The following is a 21,359-nucleotide window of genomic DNA, read 5'->3' on the forward strand; positions in this document are numbered from 1 at the left end:
GGCGCAGGCGGCACGGCGACCGGCGGCGCAGGCGGCACCGGCGGCGCCAACACGGCGGGCACCGGCACCGGTGGCGCAGGCGGCACGGCGACCGGCGGCGCAGGCGGCACCAACACCGTCAGCGCAGGCACCTTCGACATGTCCAACACGATGAGCAGTGTCGGCCAGTCGGCCGCCGGGGTGATGGTGATCAGCCAGAACAACGGCTTCTCGTCCCTGATCCAGCAGAGCGTCAACGTCCAGAGCAACTTGACGGTCGGACCGTAAGCGCTGGCCGGCAAGCGCCGGTCCTGCTGTCGCGCTGTAAGTGTTCAGTATAGATGTTCAATGTCAGTGCTTTACCGGAAGGCCGTCCCGCCTGCGGGCGGTCTTCCGGACCCGGGAGAAACGATGAGCCCTACCTTTGCATCTGCCCGCATGGGCCAGGCCTGCGCGCTGGCGCTGGCCGCTATCCTGGCCGCGCCGGCCGGCGCAGCCGAACCCGCGGTGCTCGGCGCGGCCGACCTGCACGGCGCGCCCACGGTCGACGTCAGGACGCAATTGCTTGCGCTGCCCAGGCTCGAAGTGCACGCCAGGCTGCAGGTCGGCGGCGACAGCATCGAGGCGGTCGACCTCGAACGGCTCGGCCACGAACGGGGACGCGCGGACACGGTCGTCAACGACACCAGGCTCAACGGCGACGTGGCGAACAACAGCGCGGTCAACGTCAGCACCGGTTCGAACACGATCGACGCCGGCTCGTTTTCCAACATGTCCGGTATTCCGGTGGTCATCCAGAACAGCGGCGCCAACGTGCTGATCCAGAACGCCACCGTCATCAACCTGCAATTCCAATGAAATTGCCATTCCTGATCGTTTCAACGGCGCTGCTGTTCGCGCCCGCGGCCGGCGCGGCCGAGCTGTCGCTGCCGACCGGCCTGCGCGTCGGCATGCCCGTCAAGAGCATGAAAGACCTGCGTTTCCAGGCCACGCTGCGCCAGCAGTACGACTTCAGCTGCGGCTCGGCCGCGCTGGCAACGCTGCTGACCCACCATTACGCGACGCCGACCAGCGAGCAGGACGCCTTCCGCCAGATGTATGCCGACGGCGACCAGCAAAAGATCCGCCGCGAGGGGTTTTCCCTGCTCGACATGCAGCGTTTCCTGAAGAGCCGCGGCTTCACCGCAAACGGTTTCCTGCTGCCGCTCGACAAGCTGATCGAGGCAAAGCTGCCGGCCATCGTGCTCATTTCCGACAATGGCTACCACCACTTCGTGGTCGTCAAGGGCTACGAGGACGGCCGCATCCTGCTCGGCGACCCCTCGCGCGGCACCCGCCTGATGGCGCGCGCGCGCTTCGAATCGATCTGGGCCAACCGCATCCTGTTCGTGGTGCATGAAGGCCCCGTGAAACCCGGTTTCAACCTGGCCGCCGACTGGCGTAACGCGCCGCGCGCGCCGCTGGCGGAGGGCCTTGGGCGCGCCATCGAGACGACCTACGGGTTACCGAAATTCGGCCCCGGCGATTTTTAATACGTAAGTGCGAAGGAATACCGTCATGCGGCTTCATCTTTCCCTGCCGATGCTGCTGGCCCCGCTGGCCGGCCTGGCACTCGCGGCGCCGGCCGAATTGGCGCCTCCCAGCCTGTTTACGCCCGACCATGCCGTCGACAGTGCGACGCTCGACGAAACGCGCGGCGGCTTCATCACCCCCGAGGGCCTGGTGGTGCGGCTCGGGCTGGAGCGCATGGTGAGCATCAACGGCAATGTTGTCGAGCGCACCGAACTGCAACTGGGCGACATCGGCAAGCTCGCCAGCGGCCAGGGCAGCATCTCGGGCGAAGCCCTGGGGCAGCTGCGCCTGATCCAGAACGGGGATGTACGCGCGGTGGCCTCCGATTCCTCGACTTTGCTGGGCGGCACGCTCATCCAGAACACCTTGAACGACCAGCTGATCAAGAGCCAGACCGCGATCAATGCCACGGTGAACACCGCCGGCATGCTGCGCGCGCTCAATTTCGGCACAAGCCTCAACAATGCATTGTCAACCGCCGTCACGCCCCGCTGACGGCTCTCATCCAGGGAGCGATTCATGCAGAAAATCCCGGCGCTCAGTGCTGGTTTACTTTCCGTCAGCGCCGCCTTGTGCGCGGTACCGGCGCAGGCGCAATCCGTCGAGGAACTGGTCGAACAGGTCAAGGCGATGCGCCAGCAGCTTGCCTCGCAGCAGGCCCGCATCGAGGAACTCGAGCGCGGCGTGCGCAGCGCGCGCGCAGTTGTTCCCGCAGTTGTTCCCGCTGTTGCTCCCGCTCCCGATCCGGCCGCTGCACCGGCTGCCGCGGCGCCGCCCTTCCTCGCAGGCACGGCGGCGCCGCCCGCATCGGATGCCGAACTGGCAGCCACCCGGGGCGCCGCCATCGCCGCGGGCGCGGCCGCCAATCCGGCCTCGGCGTCGCCCCTGGCGGCAGGACTGGCCGTGCCGGCATCCGGCGCCCAGCTCGAGCTGCTGCGCGGTACCGGCGGCGCGCCCCAGGCCCCGGCCGCACCGGCCGCGCCCGTCGGCGGACCGGCCAGCGCGCCGACCGCCCCGGTGGCGGCACCGGCCGCCGGCACGGCCGCCGTCGGCCGTGCTCCGGCGCGCGACAGCCGCCTGCCCGAGGTGGCCCCGATCTTCGAGCAGCCCGGCGTGCTGACGCCACGCGGCAAATACGTCGTCGAGCCTGCCCTCCAGTACGGCTATTCCTCCAGCAACCGCGTGGCGCTGGTCGGCTATACCGTGATCCCTGCCCTGCTGATCGGCCTGATCGACGTGCGCGAGGTCAAGCGCAACACGACGACTGCCAGCCTGACCCTGCGCCGCGGCCTGACCAACCGCTTCGAGGTCGAGGCCAAGCTGCCGTATGTCTACCGCAGCGACGCGACCGTCAGCCGCGAAGTGTTCACCGGCACCGCGGTCGAGCGCGCCTTCGAGACCAGCGGCCGCTCGCTCGGCGACGTCGAGCTGGCGGCACGCTACCAGCTCAACGATGGCGGTCCGGACAAGCCGTATTTCATCGGTGGGCTACGCTACAAGTCGCGCACCGGCAAGGACCCCTTCGAAGTCGTCACCGATTGCCAGCGCCGCTGCATCGGCGACAACATCACCGGCACCGGCCTGCCGCTGGAACTGCCGACCGGCTCCGGCTTCCATTCGCTGCAGCCGAGCCTGACCTGGCTCTTCCCCTCGGACCCGGCCGTCTTCTTCGGCAGCTTCAGCTACCTGCACAACTTCAAGCGCACCGTCGCGCGCACGGTGATCGGCGGGGTGCAGGAACCGCTCGGCGAAGTCGCCCCGGGCGGCGTCATCGGCTTCAATTTCGGCATGGGCCTGGCGCTCAACGACAAGGCCTCGTTCAGCGTCGGCTACGACCACAACTCGATCGCGCGCACGAAGCAGTCCGGCGTCACCGTGCCGGGATCGGTGCGGCTCCAGCTCGGCACGCTCCTGATCGGCTACTCCTACCGCCTGAGCGACAAGAAGACGCTCAGCGTGGCCGTCGGCGCCGGCCTGACCCGCGACACGCCGGACGTCACACTGATGGTGCGGGTGCCGATGTCGTTCTGATGCGGCGCCGGCCGGCCCATGCCGCCCGTGTGCGCTGACAAGGCCGCTTCGATTCACATCGGAGCAGGAGCTTGCGCCGCCCACAGGGAGCCGGCCGGGCTCCCTGCGCGTGCCGCGGCAATCACCTGGCGGAAGAATCCGACCAGTTCGGGCACGTGCGCATCGAAGCAGAAGCGCTGCCGGTTCGCCTCCACCCGCGCGCGGATGGCATCGAGCGCGGGACGGTCGCGCAGCTTGTCGGCCAGCTCGGCGATGTCCCGATAAAACACGCCGATGTCGCAGTCGCGTGCCAGGGCCTGGGCGGCGACGATCGCCCCGGTATTGTCGCGCTGGATCATCGGCAGTCCGGCCGCAGCGAGCGTCGACAGCCGCGCCGGCAGGTTCAGGTCGTCCCAGTTCGCACGGCGCAGCTCGCCCTCGTTGGCGCTGGCGAAGGCGTGCAGCCAGCCGGCGTCGTAGCGCGAGAATTCGCTGCGCCAGCGCGCCTGCTCGACATTGGCATGCAGGTGCAGGTGGCCCGGTGCCAGCGCCTGGGCGTCCTTGATCCAGCCGCGCCACTGGCCCTGGGTGAAGTCGCCATAGAAATGCAAGTGCACGCCCTCGCCCGCCAGCTGCGCCACCGTGTGCGGATGCAGGCCGATCGGCCGTCCGGGCACGACGGTATGGATGACGCCGTCGCGCGCGGACAGCCGTGGCGACGGCTCGCCGGCGACCGAGGCGGCCAGCGGCAGATCTCCATCGAGCACATGTGTGGGCCCCATGGTCGAGAGACCCGGCACGGCGGTATCGAACCAGTCGCGCATCTCGGGGCTGCTGAAGATGCGTCCGTCGGCCTCGCGGTACAGGGCAGCCAGCTGCGGCCAGCTCCCCTTCTCGATACAGATGAACGGCCCCTCCTTGAAATGCCAGACGAAGGGAATGCCGCGCGTGGCCAGCATCACTTCGTGGGCGAACGGGACCGCCTGCCAGTTCAGCAGGCCATAGATGATGTCGGGCCGGAGCCGTTCGATCGCGGCGCGCCAGTCGTGCGCCGGCAAGTCCTGGACGTGGCCGAAGGGCAGCGGGCCGACGGTATTGAACCAGTTGGGCTGGCGCGTCCAGAGACCGTACAGCGCATGGCCCGCCTCGGCCAGGGCGAGCACGCGGTCTGCGTTGTAGGCCAGTTCGCCCGCCAGCACGATGCGCAAGCCGTCGGCGGCGCGTGCGGCCGGTGCGCGCTCGCGTGCCGCCCGGTACTGTCCTACCTCGTCGATGGCATTGCCCACCGAGCTGCGAAAGCGCAGCGGCACTTCGACGCGGTAGTGCTGGCGGAACGGGTTGATGCCGCCCAGCGGTTCCTGCATCAGTTTGTGGCGCTGTGCCGGGTGGTCGACCCATTCGCAACTGACGCTGCCGGTGCCGGCAAAATCGCCCAGCGGGCGCAGGCGCCGCCAGAACAGTTGTTCGAGGTCGTCGGACTCGAACTCGGCGCGCTCGACCCAGCGCGCGGCGCTGCGCCGGTGCAGGCATTGCACCAGTTGCAGCCAGCCGCCGGGAAGCGGCCCGGCTGCGCTGCGGTTGTAGTGGTGGCGCAGGCCCGAATAGGCCAGCACGGCCTCCGGCTTGCCGTCGAGCGCGGCGCACAGCTGCGCCAGGTGGTGGCGGTAGTAGACATCGTCGCTGGGCAGGTAGGCGATGAGCGGTGCCCGCGCGTGCTCCAGCCCGATGTTGAGCGAGCGCCCCAGCCCCTCGTTGCGCTCGTTGCGCAAGTAATAAACGCGTGAATCAGGAACGCGTGAACCAGGAACGCGTGAACCAGGAACGCGTAAAGCGGAGGCGTGCGGGTCATCGCGCCAGCGTGCCAGCGCCTCGCAGGTTGCGCTGCCGGAGCCGTCGTCGATGACGATCGCTTCCCAGTCGCCCATGGACTGCGCCAGGAGGCTGTCGAGTGCGCGCGGCAGGAAGGCGGCCTGCTCGTAGCTGGGCATGAGCACGCTGACGCGGGGCGCCGCACGGCTCATGGCAGGCTCCCGGCGCAGGGCCGCCCGGCACCTGCGCAGCCGATGCACGGCGGCGGGCAAGTGCTATGGCGCCGGCTGGGGCGCGCTGTCGGGTACATGGTATTGGCCTCGCTGTCAGTGGATTCGATCAGCTTATGGCAGAGAGACCGTCAGGGTTTGCGTGAAATCAGGCGTGAACGGGGAACTGTTCAGTTTCCTGCGACTCTGACTTGACAGGCTGATCCAACTTCACGTCGTCCGGCAGAACGGGTCCGCCGCCAGCGCCCGACATGAGGAGTACTTATGGAAACGTCAGAACTATTCGCAAAGCTGATGGATCGCGCGCTGGTCGTGGCGCAACTGGCGCGCCTGCCGGTGGCCCGGCTGCGCTTCGAGCGACGCCTGCATCCGGAGCACATTCCCCGCGCCCATGCCAATTTCACGCGGCGCCATCCACGCCTGAAGCTCATCCGCAACAAGACGATGGGGATTGCCCTGATCGACCTGGCGGCCTTTGGCGGCGAGGCCAGCAACTACCTGCACAGCGTGCGCCGCGACGGCTATGCCGGCCAGAAAAGCCGGAAGGCGGCTGCCCGCGGCTACCGGCTGCGCCCGATCGACCGCAACGACCACATCGACGAGATCCACGCCATCCATACGTCCTGCGAGGAACGCCAGGGCCGTCCGATGGACGACGCCTACCTGGTCAAGAAAACCCGCTACGACAACCTGCCCCACGGTACATGTTACGGCGTCTTCGATCCCGAGGACCGCCTGACGGCCTATTGCAGTACCCTGCGCTATGGTAATTTTGTTTCAACCGACCAGCTGATGGGCTACAAGAACAACGACGGCATCATGTACCTGCTGCTGGCCACGATCGTGTGCCGCCTGATCGAGGAAGGCGCGGTCGATTACTTCATGTACGACACTTTTCTCGGCGCCCAGCCGGGACTGCGCGACTTCAAGCGCCGGATCGGATTCCGGCCCTACCGGGCGCGTTACGAACTGGTGTGACGGGCATGGCGCTGGCGCAGGCAGGCGGCAGGACAGCGAGCGCGTCGGCTCAGATGAAGGGCCAGGTCAGGAGGCGCCTGACGTGCAATATCGTCCGGGCGACGACATAGCCGATCGCAAAACCGAAGGACAGCAGGCAGCGCCAGTCGCCGAGGACGGCGAGCCAGACGCCGCCGACGGTGGCCGCGGCCACCAGCACCATCAGCCACAACTCGATACTGAGAAAAAAATGGATCGCTTCGCGCCAGACGCTGAGCGTCAGCACACCGGCTTCCTTGAAAGTCTTGATTTCGCGACGCATGGTCATTTTCGCTATTGTGGATCCAGAAATGCAAAATCGCCGACGGGCGGCGATTTTGTTCGTGCATTCTGGAGGCGAGGACGGGAGTCGAACCCGTCTAGACGGCTTTGCAGGCCGCTGCATAACCGCTTTGCTACCTCGCCAGAGTATACTGTACGACTGCTGACCCGGACGGTTATGTTCCAAATCAACATGAGAAGAAATGTCCTCTCTGAATTCTGGAGCGGGAGAAGAGTCTCGAACTCTCGACCTCAACCTTGGCAAGGTTGCGCTCTACCAACTGAGCTACTCCCGCTTAGGAGTCCTGCTATGACACGCCTTGTGGAGCGGGAGAAGAGTCTCGAACTCTCGACCTCAACCTTGGCAAGGTTGCGCTCTACCAACTGAGCTACTCCCGCACGGAGTGTTACTACCTTTACTACTACTGCTGCTCCAGGTGACTGGAGCGGGAGAAGAGTCTCGAACTCTCGACCTCAACCTTGGCAAGGTTGCGCTCTACCAACTGAGCTACTCCCGCATACTGGAAACATCGATTATCGCAGAAATTGTTTCAACTTCCAAGACACGCTGTTTTTGCTGACTTCGCTGCAAACGCTGGAGCGGGAGAAGAGTCTCGAACTCTCGACCTCAACCTTGGCAAGGTTGCGCTCTACCAACTGAGCTACTCCCGCTTTGTCTGTCGTTTGCTGCGTTGTCGTCGCAACAGGCAAGCATTATAGATGATCTGATCCGTACGTCAAGGATGCCGAAGAATTAATCTTACAAGTTTCCGCTCTTTTCTTTAATCAGCGGCCACGCGCGGCGCAGATAGTAGAACATCGACCATACGGTGAGCACACCGGCGACCCACAGGAAGACCTGGCCCCAGTAGTACATGTCCAGGCCCAGCAGGCGGTCATGGAACAGCAGCATCGGGATCGCCGCCATCTGGGCCGCGGTCTTGACCTTGCCCAGCGAGCTCACGGCCACCGACTTGCGGGCCCCGATTTCGGCCATCCATTCGCGCAGGGCAGAGATCGTGATCTCGCGGCCGATGATGATGAAGGCAATGATCGCATTCACCCGGTCGAGCTGGATGAGGACCAGCAAGGCGCCGGCGACCATCAGCTTGTCGGCCACCGGATCGAGGAAGGCGCCGAAGGCCGAGGTTTCGTTCCAGCGCCGTGCGAGGAAGCCGTCGAACCAGTCGGTGACGGCGGCCACGATGAAGACCAGGGTCGCCGCGAGGTTGCGGTCGGCTACCGGAAGCCAGTGGGTGGGGAGGTAGTAAACGCCGACAACGAGGGGGATCAGTGCTACACGTAACCAGGTCAGGAGAATCGGGATGTTAAAAGGCATAGGGGCTTGAACTGGCTTACCGTTGGAAAAATGCGTGCGCCGCTAGTCTACATGGGTATTGCTCTTTAAACCAGTTGAGCTCGGGCGCAGGACAGCGGCGGACCGGCGCAGGGGTGCTTGAGGCCAGTGACCTCAAGCACCCTGCGCGGCTCAGTGCAACTGCCGGTAAATCTCTTCCGCCAGCGCCGTCGAGATGCCCTCGACCTGGCACAGGTCTTCGACGCTGGCGTCGATCACGCCGCGCAGGCCGCCGAAGCGGGCGAGCAAGCGCTGGCGGCGCTTGGCGCCGATGCCCTCGATCTCCTCGAGGCGCGAGGCCTGGCGTGCCTTGGCGCGCTTGGCGCGCATGCCTGTAATGGCGAAACGGTGCGCCTCGTCGCGGATCAGGGCGACGAGCATTAGGGCGGCCGACTCCTTGCCGAGTTCCTGCGGCGCCCGGCCATCGGCGAAGATCAGCGTCTCCAGGCCGACCCGGCGCCCTTCTCCCTTCGCCACGCCGACGATCAGGCCGATGTCGAGCCCGAGTTCGGACAAGACCTGGCGCGCCATCTCGACCTGGCCCTTGCCGCCGTCGACCAGCACGACGTCGGGCATGACGCCGTCGCCGCCGGCGACCTTCTCGTAGCGGCGCATGAGTACCTGGCGCATCGCCGCGTAGTCGTCGCCCGGGGTGATGTCATTGATGTTGTAGCGCCGGTATTCCGCATTCTGCATCGCGTGGTGGTGGAACACGACGCAGGAGGCCTGGGTCGCCTCGCCCGCCGTGTGGCTGATGTCGAAGCATTCGATGCGCAAGCTGTCGAGGTCGGCCGCGTCCAGCGAAAGCGCCTCGGCCAGGGCGCGCGTGCGCGACTGCTGCGACCCTTGTTCAGACAACAGGCGCGCCAGGGAGATCTCGGCGCCCTTCTGAGCGAGCTCAAGCCACTGGCGGCGCTGGCCCTGCGGCTGGAAAATCAGGTTGATCCGGTGCCCGCACTGCTCGGTCAGCGCCACCATCAGTTCGGGCTGGTCGAACTCGATGTTCAGGATCAGGGTGCCCGGGATGAACTTGTCGGTGTAGTGCTGCACCAGGAAGGCAGCCAGCACCTCGCATTCGATCGACTGCTCGGCGATCGCCTCGGCGACCTGGGTCGGGAAGTAGGCACGGTCGCCCAGGTGGCGCCCGCCGCGCACCATGGCCAGGTTGACGCAGGCGCGTCCGCCCTGCACCACCACGGCGATCACGTCGACGTCGGCGTCGCCCGTCGTTTCCATGCTCTGCTGGTGCAGCACGCGCGAGAGCGACTGGATCTGGTTGCGCACCCCGGCCGCCTGCTCGAACATCAGCTTTTCGGCGAAGCCGTGCATCTTTTGCTCCAGGTCTTCCAGCACCTCGGTCTGGCGCCCGCGCAGGAACTTGGCCGCGTTCTCGACGTCTACCTTGTACTCATCCTTGGCGATCAGGTTCACGCAAGGTCCGCTGCAGCGCCCGATCTGGTGCAGCAGGCAGGGCCGCGTGCGGTTGGCAAACACGCTGTCCTCGCAGGTGCGCAGCATGAACACCTTTTGCAGGATCTGCATCGATTCCTTCACCGCCCAGGCGCTCGGGAAAGGGCCGAAATACTGGCTGCGCTTGTCGAGGGCGCCGCGGTAATAGGCCATGCGCGGAAAATCGCCCCCCGAGAGCTTCAGGTAGGGGTAGGATTTGTCGTCGCGGAACAGGATGTTGTAGCGGGGCTTGAGCGCCTTGATCAGGTTGTTTTCCAGGATCAGGGCTTCGGCCTCGCTGTGCGTGATCGTCGTCTCCAGGTTGGCGATCTGCGCCACCATCATCGCGATGCGCGGGCTCGACAGGTTTTTCTGGAAATAGCTCGACACGCGCTTCTTGAGGTTGCGCGCCTTGCCGACATATAGCACGTTCTGGTTGGCGTCGAAATAGCGGTACACGCCCGGCAGGTCGGGCAACTTGGCGACCGTCGCCAGCACCTGCTCCCTGGCCGTGGCGCCGGGCTGCACGGGGTCGGCCGCGTCGCCCTTCAGGGTGGCGGTCAGCTCTTCCTTCACGGCCTGCCAGGCGTCGGGGCGCACACGTGGTGCCGGGGCCTCGGCCGGCTTGCTGCGGGCGGCGCGGGCACGCCTGGGCTTGCCCTCGACGGGATGCGGGGCCGGCATGGCGGCACCGCCCGCGGCCGCATAGGCGACGGGCGCTTCGGCCACCTCATTGGCCACCTCATTGGCCACCTCATTGGCTACCTCATCGGCCGGCTGGTTGTCTGGCGCCGGTCGATCCGGCAGCTCGGGGGATTGCACTTCCTTGGTCACTGGCTGTCACTTGCGTTGGTGGTGCGGACGAATGGGCTCAGGACGCCGCCGGGTCCTGGGTAACGATCACGAAAGCGACGCCATAGTCGGCCTCGTCGCTGATCGTGACCTGGGCGCTCAGGCGGTGCTCGCGCATGAATGCGTCGAGTGCGCCGCTGCACACGATGACCGGCTTGCCGCTCGGGGCATTGAGCATCTGGGCCGAGCGCCAGGTCATCGGCATGCGCATGCCGAAGCCGATCGCCTTGGAAAACGCCTCCTTGGCCGAAAAGCGGGTGGCGAGAAAGCGCAGGCCGCGCACTTCGCTGCGCGCGCGCCGCGCACGAAATTTCTCGAGCTCCTCGGGGCCGAGGATCTTCTCGGCGAAGCGCTCGTTGCGCGCCAGCGCCGCCTCGACACGCGAGATCTGGACGATGTCGGTGCCGATTCCATAGATCATTTTGCGGCCCCCAGCGACACGCCGAGCCGGGCCGCCACCATGATCGCCTTCATCTCGCGCACCGCATTTTCCCAGCCGGCGAACAGCGCATGGGCGACAATCGCGTGGCCGATGTTGAGTTCGGCGATCTCGCGGATGGCCGCTACCGGCTGCACGTTGGTGTAATGCAGGCCGTGGCCCGCGTTCACCACCAGGCCGTGGCGCACGCCCGCCAGCGCGCCGGCCTGGATGCGCTCGAGCTCGTGCTGGACCGCGGCGCCTTCGGCTTCGGCATAGCGCCCCGTATGCAGCTCGATCACGGTGGCGCCGGTACGCGCCGCCGCTTCGATCTGGGCCTCGTCGGCGTCGATGAAGAGCGATACGCGGATGCCCTCGCCTTTCAGCTGTTGCACTGCCGTCTCGACCTCGTGGAAATAGCGGATCACGTCGAGCCCGCCTTCGGTGGTGACTTCCTCGCGCCGCTCGGGCACCAGGCAGACGTCCTGCGGGCGGACCTGGCAGGCGAAGTCGATCATCTCCTGCGTGACCGCCGCTTCCAGGTTCATGCGCGTGGCCAGTTGCGGGCGCATCGCGATCACGTCGGCATCCTTGATGTGGCGGCGGTCTTCGCGCAGGTGCAGCGTGATCAGGTCGGCGCCGGCCTGCTCGGCCAGCAAGGCCGCGCGCAGCGGGTCCGGATACACGGTGCCGCGCGCATTGCGCACGGTGGCGATGTGGTCGATGTTGACGCCCAGGTCGATGACCGGGCCGGCGGGTTGCAGGAAGCTCATGTTATTCAGGTGTTATAACTGCATCAAGTCGATCAAAATCTGCCGGGTGTTGAGCGGCGTGCCGCCCAGGTGGTGCGCCAGCAGGAAACGCATCAGCTGCTTGCTCTGGCTTTGGGTGGCCGGGTCGCCGTAATCCTCGCGCTCCATGTCCAGCAGGGTTTTGCCGGATACCACCGGCCAGACGTCGGACACCCGCGCTTCGCGCGCCCCGCGCTCGGGATCGACCACGTAGTCGACGGCAGCCTGCACCGCTTCGCGCGTCGTCGTCGAACGGCCCAGGTCGGCGGCGACGCCTGTTTCCTTAAGTAAGGCCCGTTCGAATTTTCGCAAGGCGATTTGTGCCGGTTCGCCATGCGCCAGCTCGTTGAGCGTGGAAACGTAGTGGTCGAACAGCGCGCGGTGCGGGTCGTCGCGGGCCAGCAGCCTGACCAGCAGCTCGTTCAGGTAAAAGCCGCACAGGAGCGCGGTACGCTCCAGCGGCAGCATGCCGCCTACCCACTCGGCGTCGATCAGCGTGCGCAGTTCGGACTTGCCGCTCCAGGAGACCGACAGCGGCTGGAAGGTTTGCAGCACGCCGCGCAGCTTCGACAGCGGCCGCTTGGCACCCTTGGCCACCACCGCGATGCGGCCGTGGTCGCGGGTGAACAGGTCGACGATGAGGCTCGTTTCCTTGTAGGGATAGCTGTGCAGCACGAACGAGGGCTGGCCATTGATGCGCAGGTTGCCGACCGGCGCCCGGTTGCGGCGCGCCGGCGCGGCAGGCTGGCCCGTGCGCGGCGCCTCCGCGGCGGGCACGGCCGCCTGGGCGTCGCGGGGCTGGAGGTCGGCGTCGGGGCTCGTCATGCGTGCTGGATCGGCCCGGCCTTACTCGTAGCCGTAGGCGCGCAGGCCTGCTTCGTTGTCGGCCCAGCCCGACTTCACCTTGACCCAGATCTCCAGGTACACGGGGCCGTCGAACAGCTTTTCCATGTCGAGGCGCGACTGGGTCGAGATTTCCTTCAGGCGGGCGCCCTTGTTGCCGATGATCATGGACTTGTGCGTGTCGCGCTCGACCAGGATGGCGGCGAAGATGCGGCGCAGGTTGCCCTCCTGGATGAACTGCTCGATGATGACCGTGCTGGTGTAAGGCAGCTCGTCACCCAGCAGGCGGAATACCTTTTCGCGCACGATCTCGGCGGCCAGGAATTTCTCGCTGCGGTCGGTGATGTCGTCCGGTCCGAACACCGGCGGGTTTTCCGGCAGGTGCTTGCGGATCTCGCGTTCGAGGGCGTCGACCTGGAAGCGCATCTTGGCCGACACCGGCACGATGGCGGTGAAGTCGCGCAGCGAGGCCACCTTCTGCGCGAACGGCATCAGGGTGGCCTTGTCCTTCATGCGGTCGGACTTGTTGATGACCAGGATCACGGGCACGTTCTTCGGCAGCAGGTCGAGCACTTGCTGGTCGGCGGGCCCGAAGGTGCCGGCCTCGACCAGGAAGAGCACCACGTCCGATGCCGTCAGCGTGTTCGAGACAGTCTTGTTCAGGGTTTTGTTCAGTGCATTCGCATGACGCGTCTGGAAGCCCGGCGTATCGACATAGATAAACTGGGCATCCTCGATGGTCTGGATGCCGGTGATGCGGTGGCGCGTGGTCTGCGCCTTGCGCGAGGTAATCGATACCTTGGCCCCGATCAGCACGTTCATCAGCGTCGACTTGCCCACGTTCGGGCGGCCGACGATGGCGATGTAGCCGCAACGGAAGCCCTCGGCCGAGGTGCCGCCGCTGGCGTCGCTGCGGTCGGCGAAGAAGGCGTCCACATCGACCGCCGGCTTGTCGCCGGCGGGCTGCTTGTCGGCCTGCTTGTCGGCTTGATTGTCGGCCGTCTTGGCAGATTCGTGTTCGGCGGATTGCTGGTCGGCGGGGTTGTTTTCGGTATTCATGCTTCGTTCATGCCTGTTTGGTAGGGGCGACGGCGGCCGGGGCCTGCGCATTGGCCGCGTCCTCGCCCTGGATGGTGGCGATGCCGGCCAGCTTGAGCTGGGCGGCACGCGGCTTGGCCTTGCGGCCGGCGGCCGGCGTCTTGCGCAGCGCCTGTTCGGCCGTGTCGAGCGCCAGGCGGGCGGCGGCCTGTTCGCCGGCGCGGCGGCTGCCGCCGCGGCCGAAGACCTGGATGTTCAGTTTCGGGACCAGGCATTCGATCTCGAATTCCTGGTTGTGGGCGGCGCCGTGGGTGGCGATCACGTTATAGGTCGGCAGTGCGATGCGGCGGCTCTGCAGGAACTCCTGCAGCAGCGTCTTGGCGTCCTTGCCGAGCGTGCGCGGGTCGACCGTGTCGAGCAGGGGGATGTAAAAGGCGCGGATGACCTCGCGCGCCGCCTCGAAACCGGCGTCGAGGAAAATCGCGCCGAGCAGGGCCTCGAGGGTGTCGGCGAGGATCGACGGCCGGCGGAAACCGCCCGACTTCAGCTCGCCCTCCCCCAGGCGCAGGAACTGCGACAGTTCGAGCTTCTGGGCGATTTCGAACAAGGACTGCTGCTTGACCAGGTTGGCGCGCAGGCGCGACAGGTCGCCCTCGTCCAGATGGGTGAAGCGCTCGTACAGGATCGAGGCGACCACGCAGTTGAGGATCGAATCGCCAAGGAACTCGAGGCGCTCGTTATGCAGGGCGCTATGGCTGCGGTGCGTCAGGGCCTGCTGCAACAAAGCAGCGTTCCGGAACGTATAACCTAGGCGCGTTTGCAGTAACTGAAGATTCATCATGGGTTCATTCTAGTACGAACGCCGCGCGCGGCGGCGCTTATGCAGCCGGACCGAGCCGGCCGGGGCCGCACCGGCGGCGCGCAGGGTGTGCTGGAGGACGGTCCTCCGGACGGCAGACGCCGCATCGGCGCCTGCGCTTCCGCCAGCGCGCCGGCGCGGCGGGCGGAGCAAGCCGGCCGCGGGCCAGGTGCGCTCAGTCGGCAGCGGCGGACTTTGCCGCGACGACGCCGCTGGCCTCGGTGGTGCCATCGTAATCGATGACAAGGGTCGCTTTCCCGGTCAGCGGGATGCGCTTTTCGTAGGCGAAGCTGATTTCGGGGCTGGCGCCGTCACGGCTGATGACGAGGTCACGGCCGCGCACGGCTTCGACGTTGTTGATTTCAGCAAACTTGTCGAAGGCCTGCTGCATCTCGGCAGTCGAGCCGCCCGCGGCCTTGGCGCGAACGATACCGTCCTGCACCGAGCGGTATTCGAGCCAGGACGGCACGATCTTGATGGCCAGGACCGCGAACAGCCCCAGCACCATCAATACCAGGATCAGCCCGGTGAGCGAGATGCCCCGCTGCCGCTCCAGACCCACTTGCTTATGTTTGCACATCTTGCCTCCTCAGCGACGACGGCAGCGCCGTCACTGGATGCCGCCGATGCGCTTCGGATCGCCGAAGTTCATCCACACCAGGAAGGCTTTGCCGACGATATTTTTGTCGGGAACAAAACCCCAGTAACGGCTGTCCGCACTGTTGTCGCGGTTGTCACCCATCATGAAGTAATTGCCTTCCGGTACGATACAGGTAAATTTGTCGTACGAATAGTCGCAGGCTTCCCGGTGTGGGAAGTTCTCCACGGCATCGAGATTGAAGGAGCGCGCCGGCTCCGTGTTCAGGATACGGTGCCGGCTGCCCGGCAGCTCTTCGATAAATTGCTTGTGATAGATCGGCCGGTCCGCGTCCAGGTAATCGTCGAGCGGCGTGTATTCGACCGCCTTGCCGTTCACCGTAAGCCGCTTGTTTTCGTAGGTAATCTTGTCGCCTGGCACACCGATGACGCGCTTGATGTAGTCCTGGCTCATGTCCTTCGGATACTTGAAGACCATCACATCGCCACGCTGCGGATCGTTGATCTCGATGATCTTCTTGTTGACGATGGGCAAGCGAATACCGTAGGTGTACTTGTTCACGAGGATCAGGTCGCCGACCTCGAGGGTCGGCACCATCGAGCTCGACGGAATCTTGAACGGCTCCCACAGGAAGGAGCGCAGGAAGAACACGAGTGCGATCACCGGGAAGAAACTGCCCGAATACTCGACCCAGGTCGGCTGGCGCAAGTGCGCCGCTTCGATCGCGGCGCGCTTGTTGCTGTCGACCTTGATGCCTTCGCTGGTGAGCTTGGCCATGCGTGCGTCGTACTCGGCCAGTGCGGCATCGGCGGCGGCGCGGCGCTGCTTGGACAGGACCAGCACATCCCAGAACCAGATGACGCCCGTGATCACCATGAGCACGAGCAGGATAAGCGCAAAATTCGCCAGGATTGGTTGCATCGTTATTTGTCTTCCACTTGAAGGATCGCGAGGAAGGCTTCCTGTGGAATTTCCACCGAACCCACCTGTTTCATGCGTTTCTTACCGGCTTTTTGTTTCTCAAGCAGTTTCTTTTTACGGCTGATGTCGCCGCCATAGCACTTCGCCAGCACGTTCTTGCGCAGCGCCTTGACGTTTTCGCGCGAGATGATGGTGGCGCCGATGGCCGCCTGGATCGCCACGTCGAACATCTGGCGCGGGATCAGTTCGCGCATCTTGGCGGCCACCTGGCGGCCGCGGTACGGTGCGTTGGCGCGGTGCACGATGATGGCTAGCGCATCGACCTTCTCGCTGTTGATCAGCATGTCGACCTTCACCACGTCGGCGGCGCGGTTTTCCTTGAACTCGTAATCCATCGAGGCATAGCCGCGCGAGGTCGACTTCAGGCGATCGAAGAAGTCGAGCACGATCTCCGCCATCGGGATCTCGTAGTGCAGCTTGACCTGGCGGCCGTGGTAGGCCATGTCCATCTGGATGCCGCGCTTGCCGTTACACAGCGTCATGACCGAGCCGACATATTCCTGCGGCATGTACAGATTGACGTCGACGATCGGCTCGCGCACCTCGTTGATCTTGGACGGTTCCGGCATCTTCGACGGATTGTCGACGCGGATGATCGAGCCATCGCGCATCTCGACCTCGTACACCACGGTCGGCGCCGTCGTGATCAGGTCCATGTCGAATTCGCGCTCCAGGCGTTCCTGCACGATTTCCATGTGCAAGAGGCCCAGGAAGCCGCAGCGGAAACCGAAGCCCAGCGCCTGCGACACTTCCGGCTCGTACATCAGGGCGGCGTCGTTCAGCTTGAGCTTTTCCAGCGAGTCGCGCAGCGCGTCGTACTGGTTGGCTTCGACCGGGAACAGGCCGGCGAACACCTGCGGCTGGACTTCCTTGAAGCCCGGCAGCGGCGCGGCCGCCGGACGGCTGGCCAGGGTGACGGTGTCGCCCACCTTGGCGGCGGTCAGTTCCTTGATGCCGGCGATGATGAAACCCACCTGGCCGGCGGACAGTTGCGGCAGCGAGACCGAGCGCGGCGTGAAGATACCGATGTTCTCGACCAGGTTGACCGATTCGGTGGCCATCAGGAGGATCTTCTCTTTCGGGCGCAGGGTGCCGTTGACCACGCGCACCAGCATGACGACACCGACATACGGGTCGTACCAGGAGTCGACGATCAGCGCCTGCAGCGGCGCGTCCGGATCGCCCTTCGGCGGCGGCACCTTGGCGATCAGGGTTTCCAGCACGTCTTCCACGCCCAGGCCGGTCTTGGCCGAGCACACGGTCGCGTCGGACGCATCGATGCCGATGACGTCTTCGATTTCCTTCTTGGCGTTGTCCGGGTCGGCGTGCGGCAGGTCGATCTTGTTCAGGATCGGCACGACTTCCACGCCCAGGTCGAGCGCGGTGTAGCAGTTGGCGACCGTCTGCGCCTCGACACCCTGGCTGGCGTCGACCACCAGCAGCGCGCCTTCGCACGCCGACAGCGAGCGCGAGACTTCGTAGCTGAAGTCGACGTGGCCGGGGGTGTCGATCAGGTTCAGGTTATAGGTCTGGCCGTCGCGCGCCTTGTACTGCAAGGCCGCGGTCTGCGCCTTGATGGTAATGCCGCGCTCGCGCTCCAGGTCCATCGAGTCGAGCACCTGCGCGTCCATTTCGCGGTCCGACAGGCCGCCGCACAGCTGGATGATGCGGTCGGCCAGGGTCGATTTACCGTGGTCGATGTGGGCGATGATGGAGAAGTTACGTATGTTGTTCATTAACAAAGCTCAAAACCAAAAAGGGGCGAGGCCGCAGGCGGGTGGCCGGCCGGCGCCGCGAACTGCCGGCGCAACAAGAAAAAAGCGCTCCGTGGGGGGCGTGTCTTCCCCAGGCGAGCGCCTTAGTTCAACTGAATTCAACTGAGTTCAACTTAGCTCTACGTGCGAAGCTTCCGGGACAGCGCTGGAAGCTTTTTTCAAACCAGGCATTTTACCGGATTTCAGGGTAGAAAGCCCGGTTTGTGAGGAAGTCGACGAGGCGAAAGGACGAATTGCCGCCAGGGCGGCCGCGAAGGACCTAGACTGGGCACCCTGTGCCCACGCGCAAGCCTGCGTCGTGTCGGCATGATTGGAGGGCGCAGGGTGGGCACTTGAGCCCACGCGGAGGCGGCGCCGAAGGAATCGCCAACGGACGGACATGCACGGGCACGACCGCGCGGGCAGGCGTCCCCACCCTACATTGCCTGCTCGGCCACGCCCTCGAGGTAGCGCCGCACGGCGGCATCGTCGAGAAAGTAATGGCAGAGTTCCGGCTCGTCGAGCCGGCCGTACAGCACCGGCACCAGCTCGTCGAAGCGCTCCACCAGCGCCGGGTCGGCATCGACGTCGATCACCTCGACCTCGAAGGGCCGGCCGGCCGGCGCCAGCGCCTGCAGCGCCGCCAGCATGTCTTCGCACAGGTGGCAGTAGCTGCGCGAATAGAGGGTAAAGGTGCTCACTGCGGCCTCACTTGCCTGGCTTGACGACGAGGTATTGGGTGACGTTGTCGCGCCGCACCAGCACCGCCACCGGCTTCTTCGGATCGAGCTTGGCGGCCAGGGCATTGAACTGGGCCGCGTCCTTGATCTCGACATTGTTCATCTGCAGGATCAGGTCGCCCGCGCGGATACCGGCGCTGGCCGCCCTGCCCTCGGCGGCGTCGACCGCCACGCCGCCCTCGATGCGCAGCTGGCTGCGCTGGGCTGCCGTCAGGTTCGAGACGTGCAGGCCGAGCACGTTGGGCGGGGCGCCCGGGGCCGGCTTGTTCGGCTGGGGCCTGGCGTCGGCCGTCTTTTCGTCCTCGAGGGCGACGATGGTGACCGGCACGTCGAGCTGGGCGCCGCGGCGCCAGACGGTGACGGTGGCGCGGGTGCCGATCTTGGTCGCGCCGACGATGCGCGGCAGGTCGCGCGTGGTCTCGATCGGCTGCCCGTTGAACTTCAGGATGATGTCGCCGACCTTGATGCCGCCCTTCTCCGCCGGGCCGCCCGGCTCGACCATCGACACCTCGGCGCCGCGCGCCTTGCCCAGGCCCAGCGACTCGGCGACGTCGCGCGTGACTTCGCTGATCTGCACGCCCAGGCGCCCGCGCGTGACCGTGCCGGTCTTCTTGAGCTGGTCGGCAACCCGCATCACCTCGTCGATCGGCACGGCGAACGAAATGCCGTTATAGGCACCGGAGAGCGTGGCGATCTGCGAATTGATGCCGATGACTTCGCCGCGCATGTTGATCAAAGGTCCACCCGAGTTGCCGGGGTTGACGGCGACATCGCTCTGGATCAGCGGCAGGTAGTCGCCGGTGTCGCGCGACTTGGCCGAGATAATGCCGGCGGTGACCGTATTGTCGAGATTAAACGGTGAACCGATCGCGATCACCCATTCGCCGACCCGGATCTTGCTCGAGTCGCCGGTGCGCAGGTAAGGCAGGTTGGTGGCGCTGACTTTCAGCAGGGCGACGTCGGAACGGCGGTCCGCGCCCAGCACCTTGGCCTTGAACTCGCGGCGGTCGGTCAGCGTGACCGTGACCTCGTCGGCGCCCTCGACCACGTGGGCATTGGTGAGCACATAGCCGTCGTCCGAAATGATGAAGCCGGAACCGACGCCGCGCTGCACTTCCTGCTCGCCCTGCGGCTGCGGCGAACGCCGGCGCGGGATCGGCTGGCCGAAGAAGCGGCGCAGGAATTCCTGCATTTCCTCCTCCCCCGGACCGCCCTGCCCCAAGCGCACCCGCTCGGTCGTGCGGATGTTGACCACCGCCGGCCCGGCCTTGTCGATCAGGTCGGTAAAGTCCGGCAGTCCGGTCACCACGGGAGTGGGAACCGGTGCGGCGCCGATCGCCGCGCCAGGGGTGGACAGACCGGCACACGCCAACAGCAGGGCCGACAGGACTAGGCTACGGGTTTTGCTTGTCATGGGAGTCAGGGATGAGGACGTAAATTGACGTTATGGTAAGCCAAAATCCATTGATTTGTCGCGCCATCCTGACGTCCCGTCTTGACGTCCCGTCTTGACGTCCCGTCTTGACCTTCCAGGTTGACGTGCGGATGCGCCTCTTGCGGCAAACCCGCGGGTGCGGCCAGCGGCCAGCGGCAAGCGGGACGCCGGCACGCGGGCGCTGCCGGCCAGGCTGCCGGCCCGCGTGTTCAGGGGTGCGCCAGGAGAACCTGCGCCGGCCGCTACCGGAGACCGGACGCCCGGCAGGCGGGCGCCGGCCTGGGCCGATCAGGAGGATGGCGAGGAGGCGGCGAGCGCGGCCGGCTTGGCGTGCTCGGCCTCGGAGCTGGCAGCGCGGCGCGGGTGCAGCGGCTCGGCGGCCAGGCGCGCGGCGAGGCGGCTGGAGAAGTCCGGCGACAGGTCGGCGGACTCTCCTGTACGCAGCATATCGCCGATCAGGTGATAGACCTCCCAAGCTGCCCGCCCCTCGTCCGTGCGCAGCGCGGCGCTGGTCAGTTCGTGGTCGTCTTTTGGCAGCGCGTCGTCGCACAGGGCGGAAATACGCTCGCGGTTTTTCTTGTTCGTGTCCATCGGTGGTTCCATGACAGTAGCTGCGTGATCCAAAATACCAAAAATGCCCCAGGTTTCCAGACACTCAAGAAAAAGTATCCGTCTTGCGATCATCGCTACTACCGACGCTTGTCAGCGGGAAAGTCAAGCAAGGGCCTTAATTTCTCGGCGATCACTTCCCGCGCCCGGAAAATCCGGCTGCGCACCGTGCCGATTGGACAAGCCATCACTTCGGAGATTTCCTCGTAGCTCAAACCCTCAATTTCGCGCAGGACAATCGCCGTCCGCAGTTCCAGCGGTAGCGCTTCCATTGCTGCATTGACCGTGTACGCGATCTGCTTGCTCGCCAACACCGATTCTGGTGTGTTGATGTCCCGCAAGCTATCCGCATCGTCAAACCCCTCGGCGCGTTCCGAATCGGCCTCGGTCGAGGTCGGTGCACGCCTGCCCTGTGTGACGAGAAAATTTTTTGCTGTGTTAATGCCTATCCGGTACAGCCAAGTGTAAAACGCAGACTCGCCGCGGAAGTGGCGCAAGGCGCGGAAGGCCTTGATAAAGGTTTCCTGCACCACGTCCTCCGCTTCGGCGGGGTCGTGCACAAGGCGCGAGACCAGCCGCATCAGCCTGCGCTGATACTTCGCCACCAGCAAATCAAACGCCTGCCGGTCACCGGCCTGCACACGTTCGACCAGCAGTTGATCACCCTCGCGTTCTGTCGTCACTGACGGTGCCCCTTGGCTGCCCGCCTGAGGGGACCTCGATAAACCTACTGCGCGTCGACTATTTGGCCTGCGAT

At 65.5% G+C, this 21,359-nt stretch carries 21 protein-coding genes, 5 tRNA genes and 1 pseudogene; 6 read left to right on the top strand and 21 right to left on the bottom strand.

The window, feature by feature from the left end; translation table 11 throughout:
* The 5 genes and pseudogenes from ACFPAH_RS18310 to ACFPAH_RS18330 form a co-directional block, all read left to right on the top strand.
* Positions 1–267 (top strand): annotated as a pseudogene (locus ACFPAH_RS18310) (hypothetical protein); the annotation flags it as partial.
* Positions 268–390: 123 nt separating this feature from the next.
* Positions 391–837 carry a hypothetical protein gene (locus ACFPAH_RS18315; protein ID WP_379748179.1) on the top strand — a complete coding sequence of 149 codons (447 nt, stop codon included), beginning with the start codon at positions 391–393 and terminating at the stop codon, positions 835–837.
* Positions 834–1,511 carry a C39 family peptidase gene (locus ACFPAH_RS18320; RefSeq protein WP_379748181.1) on the top strand — a complete coding sequence of 226 codons (678 nt, stop codon included), beginning with the start codon at positions 834–836 and terminating at the stop codon, positions 1,509–1,511. The genes ACFPAH_RS18315 and ACFPAH_RS18320 overlap by 4 nt, the downstream gene beginning before the upstream one ends.
* A gap of 25 nt (positions 1,512–1,536) precedes the next feature.
* Entirely contained in the window at positions 1,537–2,046 is a 510-nt protein-coding gene (locus ACFPAH_RS18325; RefSeq protein WP_379748183.1) for a hypothetical protein, read from the top strand.
* Positions 2,047–2,070: 24 nt separating this feature from the next.
* Positions 2,071–3,582 (top strand): hypothetical protein, encoded by a 1,512-nt coding sequence (locus ACFPAH_RS18330; protein WP_379748185.1) that lies wholly within the window; start codon positions 2,071–2,073, stop codon positions 3,580–3,582.
* A 53-nt stretch (positions 3,583–3,635) separates the two neighbouring features.
* Here ACFPAH_RS18330 and ACFPAH_RS18335 read toward each other — a convergent pair whose 3' ends face one another.
* Positions 3,636–5,582, bottom strand: coding sequence for a glycosyltransferase family 2 protein (locus tag ACFPAH_RS18335; RefSeq protein ID WP_379748187.1), 1,947 nt, complete (start codon positions 5,580–5,582; stop codon positions 3,636–3,638).
* Positions 5,583–5,864: 282 nt separating this feature from the next.
* On the opposite strand from ACFPAH_RS18335, the gene ACFPAH_RS18340 reads away from it, so the two are divergent.
* Positions 5,865–6,578 carry a hypothetical protein gene (locus tag ACFPAH_RS18340; protein ID WP_379748189.1) on the top strand — a complete coding sequence of 238 codons (714 nt, stop codon included), beginning with the start codon at positions 5,865–5,867 and terminating at the stop codon, positions 6,576–6,578.
* 49 nt (positions 6,579–6,627) lie between these two features.
* On the opposite strand, the gene ACFPAH_RS18345 is transcribed toward ACFPAH_RS18340, so the two are convergent.
* From ACFPAH_RS18345 to rpoE, 20 genes are all read right to left on the bottom strand, one after another.
* The gene (locus ACFPAH_RS18345; RefSeq protein WP_379748191.1) at positions 6,628–6,879 is read right to left on the bottom strand and encodes a hypothetical protein; all 252 of its coding nucleotides are present in this window, start codon (positions 6,877–6,879) and stop codon (positions 6,628–6,630) included.
* A gap of 69 nt (positions 6,880–6,948) precedes the next feature.
* Positions 6,949–7,022, bottom strand: a tRNA-Cys gene (locus ACFPAH_RS18350).
* Positions 7,023–7,098: 76 nt separating this feature from the next.
* Positions 7,099–7,174: transfer RNA gene (locus ACFPAH_RS18355), tRNA-Gly, on the bottom strand.
* 27 nt (positions 7,175–7,201) lie between these two features.
* A tRNA-Gly gene (locus ACFPAH_RS18360) sits at positions 7,202–7,277 on the bottom strand.
* Between the two features lie 43 nt (positions 7,278–7,320).
* Positions 7,321–7,396 (bottom strand) — tRNA-Gly (locus ACFPAH_RS18365).
* Between the two features lie 78 nt (positions 7,397–7,474).
* Positions 7,475–7,550: transfer RNA gene (locus ACFPAH_RS18370), tRNA-Gly, on the bottom strand.
* An 88-nt stretch (positions 7,551–7,638) separates the two neighbouring features.
* On the bottom strand, positions 7,639–8,217 hold the full coding sequence (pgsA, locus tag ACFPAH_RS18375; RefSeq protein WP_379748193.1) for a CDP-diacylglycerol--glycerol-3-phosphate 3-phosphatidyltransferase: 579 nt from the start codon (positions 8,215–8,217) through the stop codon (positions 7,639–7,641).
* A 150-nt stretch (positions 8,218–8,367) separates the two neighbouring features.
* Entirely contained in the window at positions 8,368–10,518 is a 2,151-nt protein-coding gene (uvrC, locus tag ACFPAH_RS18380; RefSeq protein ID WP_379748195.1) for an excinuclease ABC subunit UvrC, read from the bottom strand.
* A 37-nt stretch (positions 10,519–10,555) separates the two neighbouring features.
* The gene (gene acpS, locus ACFPAH_RS18385) at positions 10,556–10,957 is read right to left on the bottom strand and encodes a holo-ACP synthase (RefSeq protein WP_379748197.1); all 402 of its coding nucleotides are present in this window, start codon (positions 10,955–10,957) and stop codon (positions 10,556–10,558) included.
* The gene (locus ACFPAH_RS18390) at positions 10,954–11,727 is read right to left on the bottom strand and encodes a pyridoxine 5'-phosphate synthase (protein ID WP_379748199.1); all 774 of its coding nucleotides are present in this window, start codon (positions 11,725–11,727) and stop codon (positions 10,954–10,956) included. The genes acpS and ACFPAH_RS18390 overlap by 4 nt, the downstream gene beginning before the upstream one ends.
* A 12-nt stretch (positions 11,728–11,739) precedes the next feature.
* Positions 11,740–12,570, bottom strand: a complete 831-nt coding sequence (gene recO, locus ACFPAH_RS18395) for a DNA repair protein RecO (RefSeq protein WP_379748201.1) — start codon at positions 12,568–12,570, stop codon at positions 11,740–11,742.
* A 21-nt stretch (positions 12,571–12,591) separates the two neighbouring features.
* Positions 12,592–13,647 (bottom strand): GTPase Era, encoded by a 1,056-nt coding sequence (era, locus tag ACFPAH_RS18400; RefSeq protein ID WP_379748203.1) that lies wholly within the window; start codon positions 13,645–13,647, stop codon positions 12,592–12,594.
* Between the two features lie 7 nt (positions 13,648–13,654).
* The gene (gene rnc / locus ACFPAH_RS18405; RefSeq protein ID WP_379748205.1) at positions 13,655–14,410 is read right to left on the bottom strand and encodes a ribonuclease III; all 756 of its coding nucleotides are present in this window, start codon (positions 14,408–14,410) and stop codon (positions 13,655–13,657) included.
* Between the two features lie 250 nt (positions 14,411–14,660).
* Positions 14,661–15,065 carry a DUF4845 domain-containing protein gene (locus ACFPAH_RS18410; protein WP_379748207.1) on the bottom strand — a complete coding sequence of 135 codons (405 nt, stop codon included), beginning with the start codon at positions 15,063–15,065 and terminating at the stop codon, positions 14,661–14,663.
* Between the two features lie 30 nt (positions 15,066–15,095).
* Positions 15,096–16,010, bottom strand: a complete 915-nt coding sequence (lepB, locus tag ACFPAH_RS18415; RefSeq protein WP_379748496.1) for a signal peptidase I — start codon at positions 16,008–16,010, stop codon at positions 15,096–15,098.
* Positions 16,007–17,800: a translation elongation factor 4 gene (gene lepA, locus ACFPAH_RS18420; RefSeq protein ID WP_379748209.1), complete on the bottom strand. Its 1,794-nt coding sequence runs from the start codon at positions 17,798–17,800 to the stop codon at positions 16,007–16,009. Before lepA ends, lepB begins: the two co-directional genes overlap by 4 nt.
* 455 nt (positions 17,801–18,255) lie before the next feature.
* Positions 18,256–18,519 carry a glutaredoxin family protein gene (locus tag ACFPAH_RS18425; RefSeq protein ID WP_379748211.1) on the bottom strand — a complete coding sequence of 88 codons (264 nt, stop codon included), beginning with the start codon at positions 18,517–18,519 and terminating at the stop codon, positions 18,256–18,258.
* 7 nt (positions 18,520–18,526) lie between these two features.
* A complete protein-coding gene (locus ACFPAH_RS18430; RefSeq protein WP_379748213.1) occupies positions 18,527–19,972 on the bottom strand; it encodes a DegQ family serine endoprotease in 1,446 nt (481 codons plus the stop codon).
* Positions 19,973–20,281: 309 nt separating this feature from the next.
* Complete coding sequence (locus ACFPAH_RS18435) at positions 20,282–20,584, bottom strand: sigma-E factor negative regulatory protein (protein ID WP_379748215.1); 303 nt, start codon at positions 20,582–20,584, stop codon at positions 20,282–20,284.
* A 98-nt stretch (positions 20,585–20,682) separates the two neighbouring features.
* Positions 20,683–21,285: an RNA polymerase sigma factor RpoE gene (gene rpoE / locus ACFPAH_RS18440; RefSeq protein ID WP_379748217.1), complete on the bottom strand. Its 603-nt coding sequence runs from the start codon at positions 21,283–21,285 to the stop codon at positions 20,683–20,685.
* Between the last annotated feature and the right edge of the window lie 74 nt (positions 21,286–21,359).

Origin of the sequence: Massilia sp. GCM10023247 (assembly GCF_042653325.1) — a bacterium.
GTDB lineage: Bacteria > Pseudomonadota > Gammaproteobacteria > Burkholderiales > Burkholderiaceae_D > Telluria.

Excerpts from the sequence above, each read along its gene's own strand:
- ACFPAH_RS18315 (WP_379748179.1), top strand. The coding sequence starts at position 391 with ATGAGCCCTACCTTTGCATCTGCCCGCATGGGCCAGGCCTGCGCGCTG.
- ACFPAH_RS18320 (WP_379748181.1), top strand. The coding sequence starts at position 834 with ATGAAATTGCCATTCCTGATCGTTTCAACGGCGCTGCTGTTCGCGCCC.
- ACFPAH_RS18325 (WP_379748183.1), top strand. The coding sequence starts at position 1,537 with ATGCGGCTTCATCTTTCCCTGCCGATGCTGCTGGCCCCGCTGGCCGGC.
- ACFPAH_RS18330 (WP_379748185.1), top strand. The coding sequence starts at position 2,071 with ATGCAGAAAATCCCGGCGCTCAGTGCTGGTTTACTTTCCGTCAGCGCC.
- ACFPAH_RS18335 (WP_379748187.1), bottom strand. The coding sequence starts at position 5,582 with ATGAGCCGTGCGGCGCCCCGCGTCAGCGTGCTCATGCCCAGCTACGAG.
- ACFPAH_RS18340 (WP_379748189.1), top strand. The coding sequence starts at position 5,865 with ATGGAAACGTCAGAACTATTCGCAAAGCTGATGGATCGCGCGCTGGTC.
- ACFPAH_RS18345 (WP_379748191.1), bottom strand. The coding sequence starts at position 6,879 with ATGCGTCGCGAAATCAAGACTTTCAAGGAAGCCGGTGTGCTGACGCTC.
- pgsA (WP_379748193.1), bottom strand. The coding sequence starts at position 8,217 with ATGCCTTTTAACATCCCGATTCTCCTGACCTGGTTACGTGTAGCACTG.
- acpS (WP_379748197.1), bottom strand. The coding sequence starts at position 10,957 with ATGATCTATGGAATCGGCACCGACATCGTCCAGATCTCGCGTGTCGAG.
- ACFPAH_RS18390 (WP_379748199.1), bottom strand. The coding sequence starts at position 11,727 with ATGAGCTTCCTGCAACCCGCCGGCCCGGTCATCGACCTGGGCGTCAAC.
- recO (WP_379748201.1), bottom strand. The coding sequence starts at position 12,570 with ATGACGAGCCCCGACGCCGACCTCCAGCCCCGCGACGCCCAGGCGGCC.
- era (WP_379748203.1), bottom strand. The coding sequence starts at position 13,647 with ATGAATACCGAAAACAACCCCGCCGACCAGCAATCCGCCGAACACGAA.
- ACFPAH_RS18410 (WP_379748207.1), bottom strand. The coding sequence starts at position 15,065 with ATGTGCAAACATAAGCAAGTGGGTCTGGAGCGGCAGCGGGGCATCTCG.
- lepA (WP_379748209.1), bottom strand. The coding sequence starts at position 17,800 with ATGAACAACATACGTAACTTCTCCATCATCGCCCACATCGACCACGGT.
- ACFPAH_RS18430 (WP_379748213.1), bottom strand. The coding sequence starts at position 19,972 with ATGACAAGCAAAACCCGTAGCCTAGTCCTGTCGGCCCTGCTGTTGGCG.
- ACFPAH_RS18435 (WP_379748215.1), bottom strand. The coding sequence starts at position 20,584 with ATGGACACGAACAAGAAAAACCGCGAGCGTATTTCCGCCCTGTGCGAC.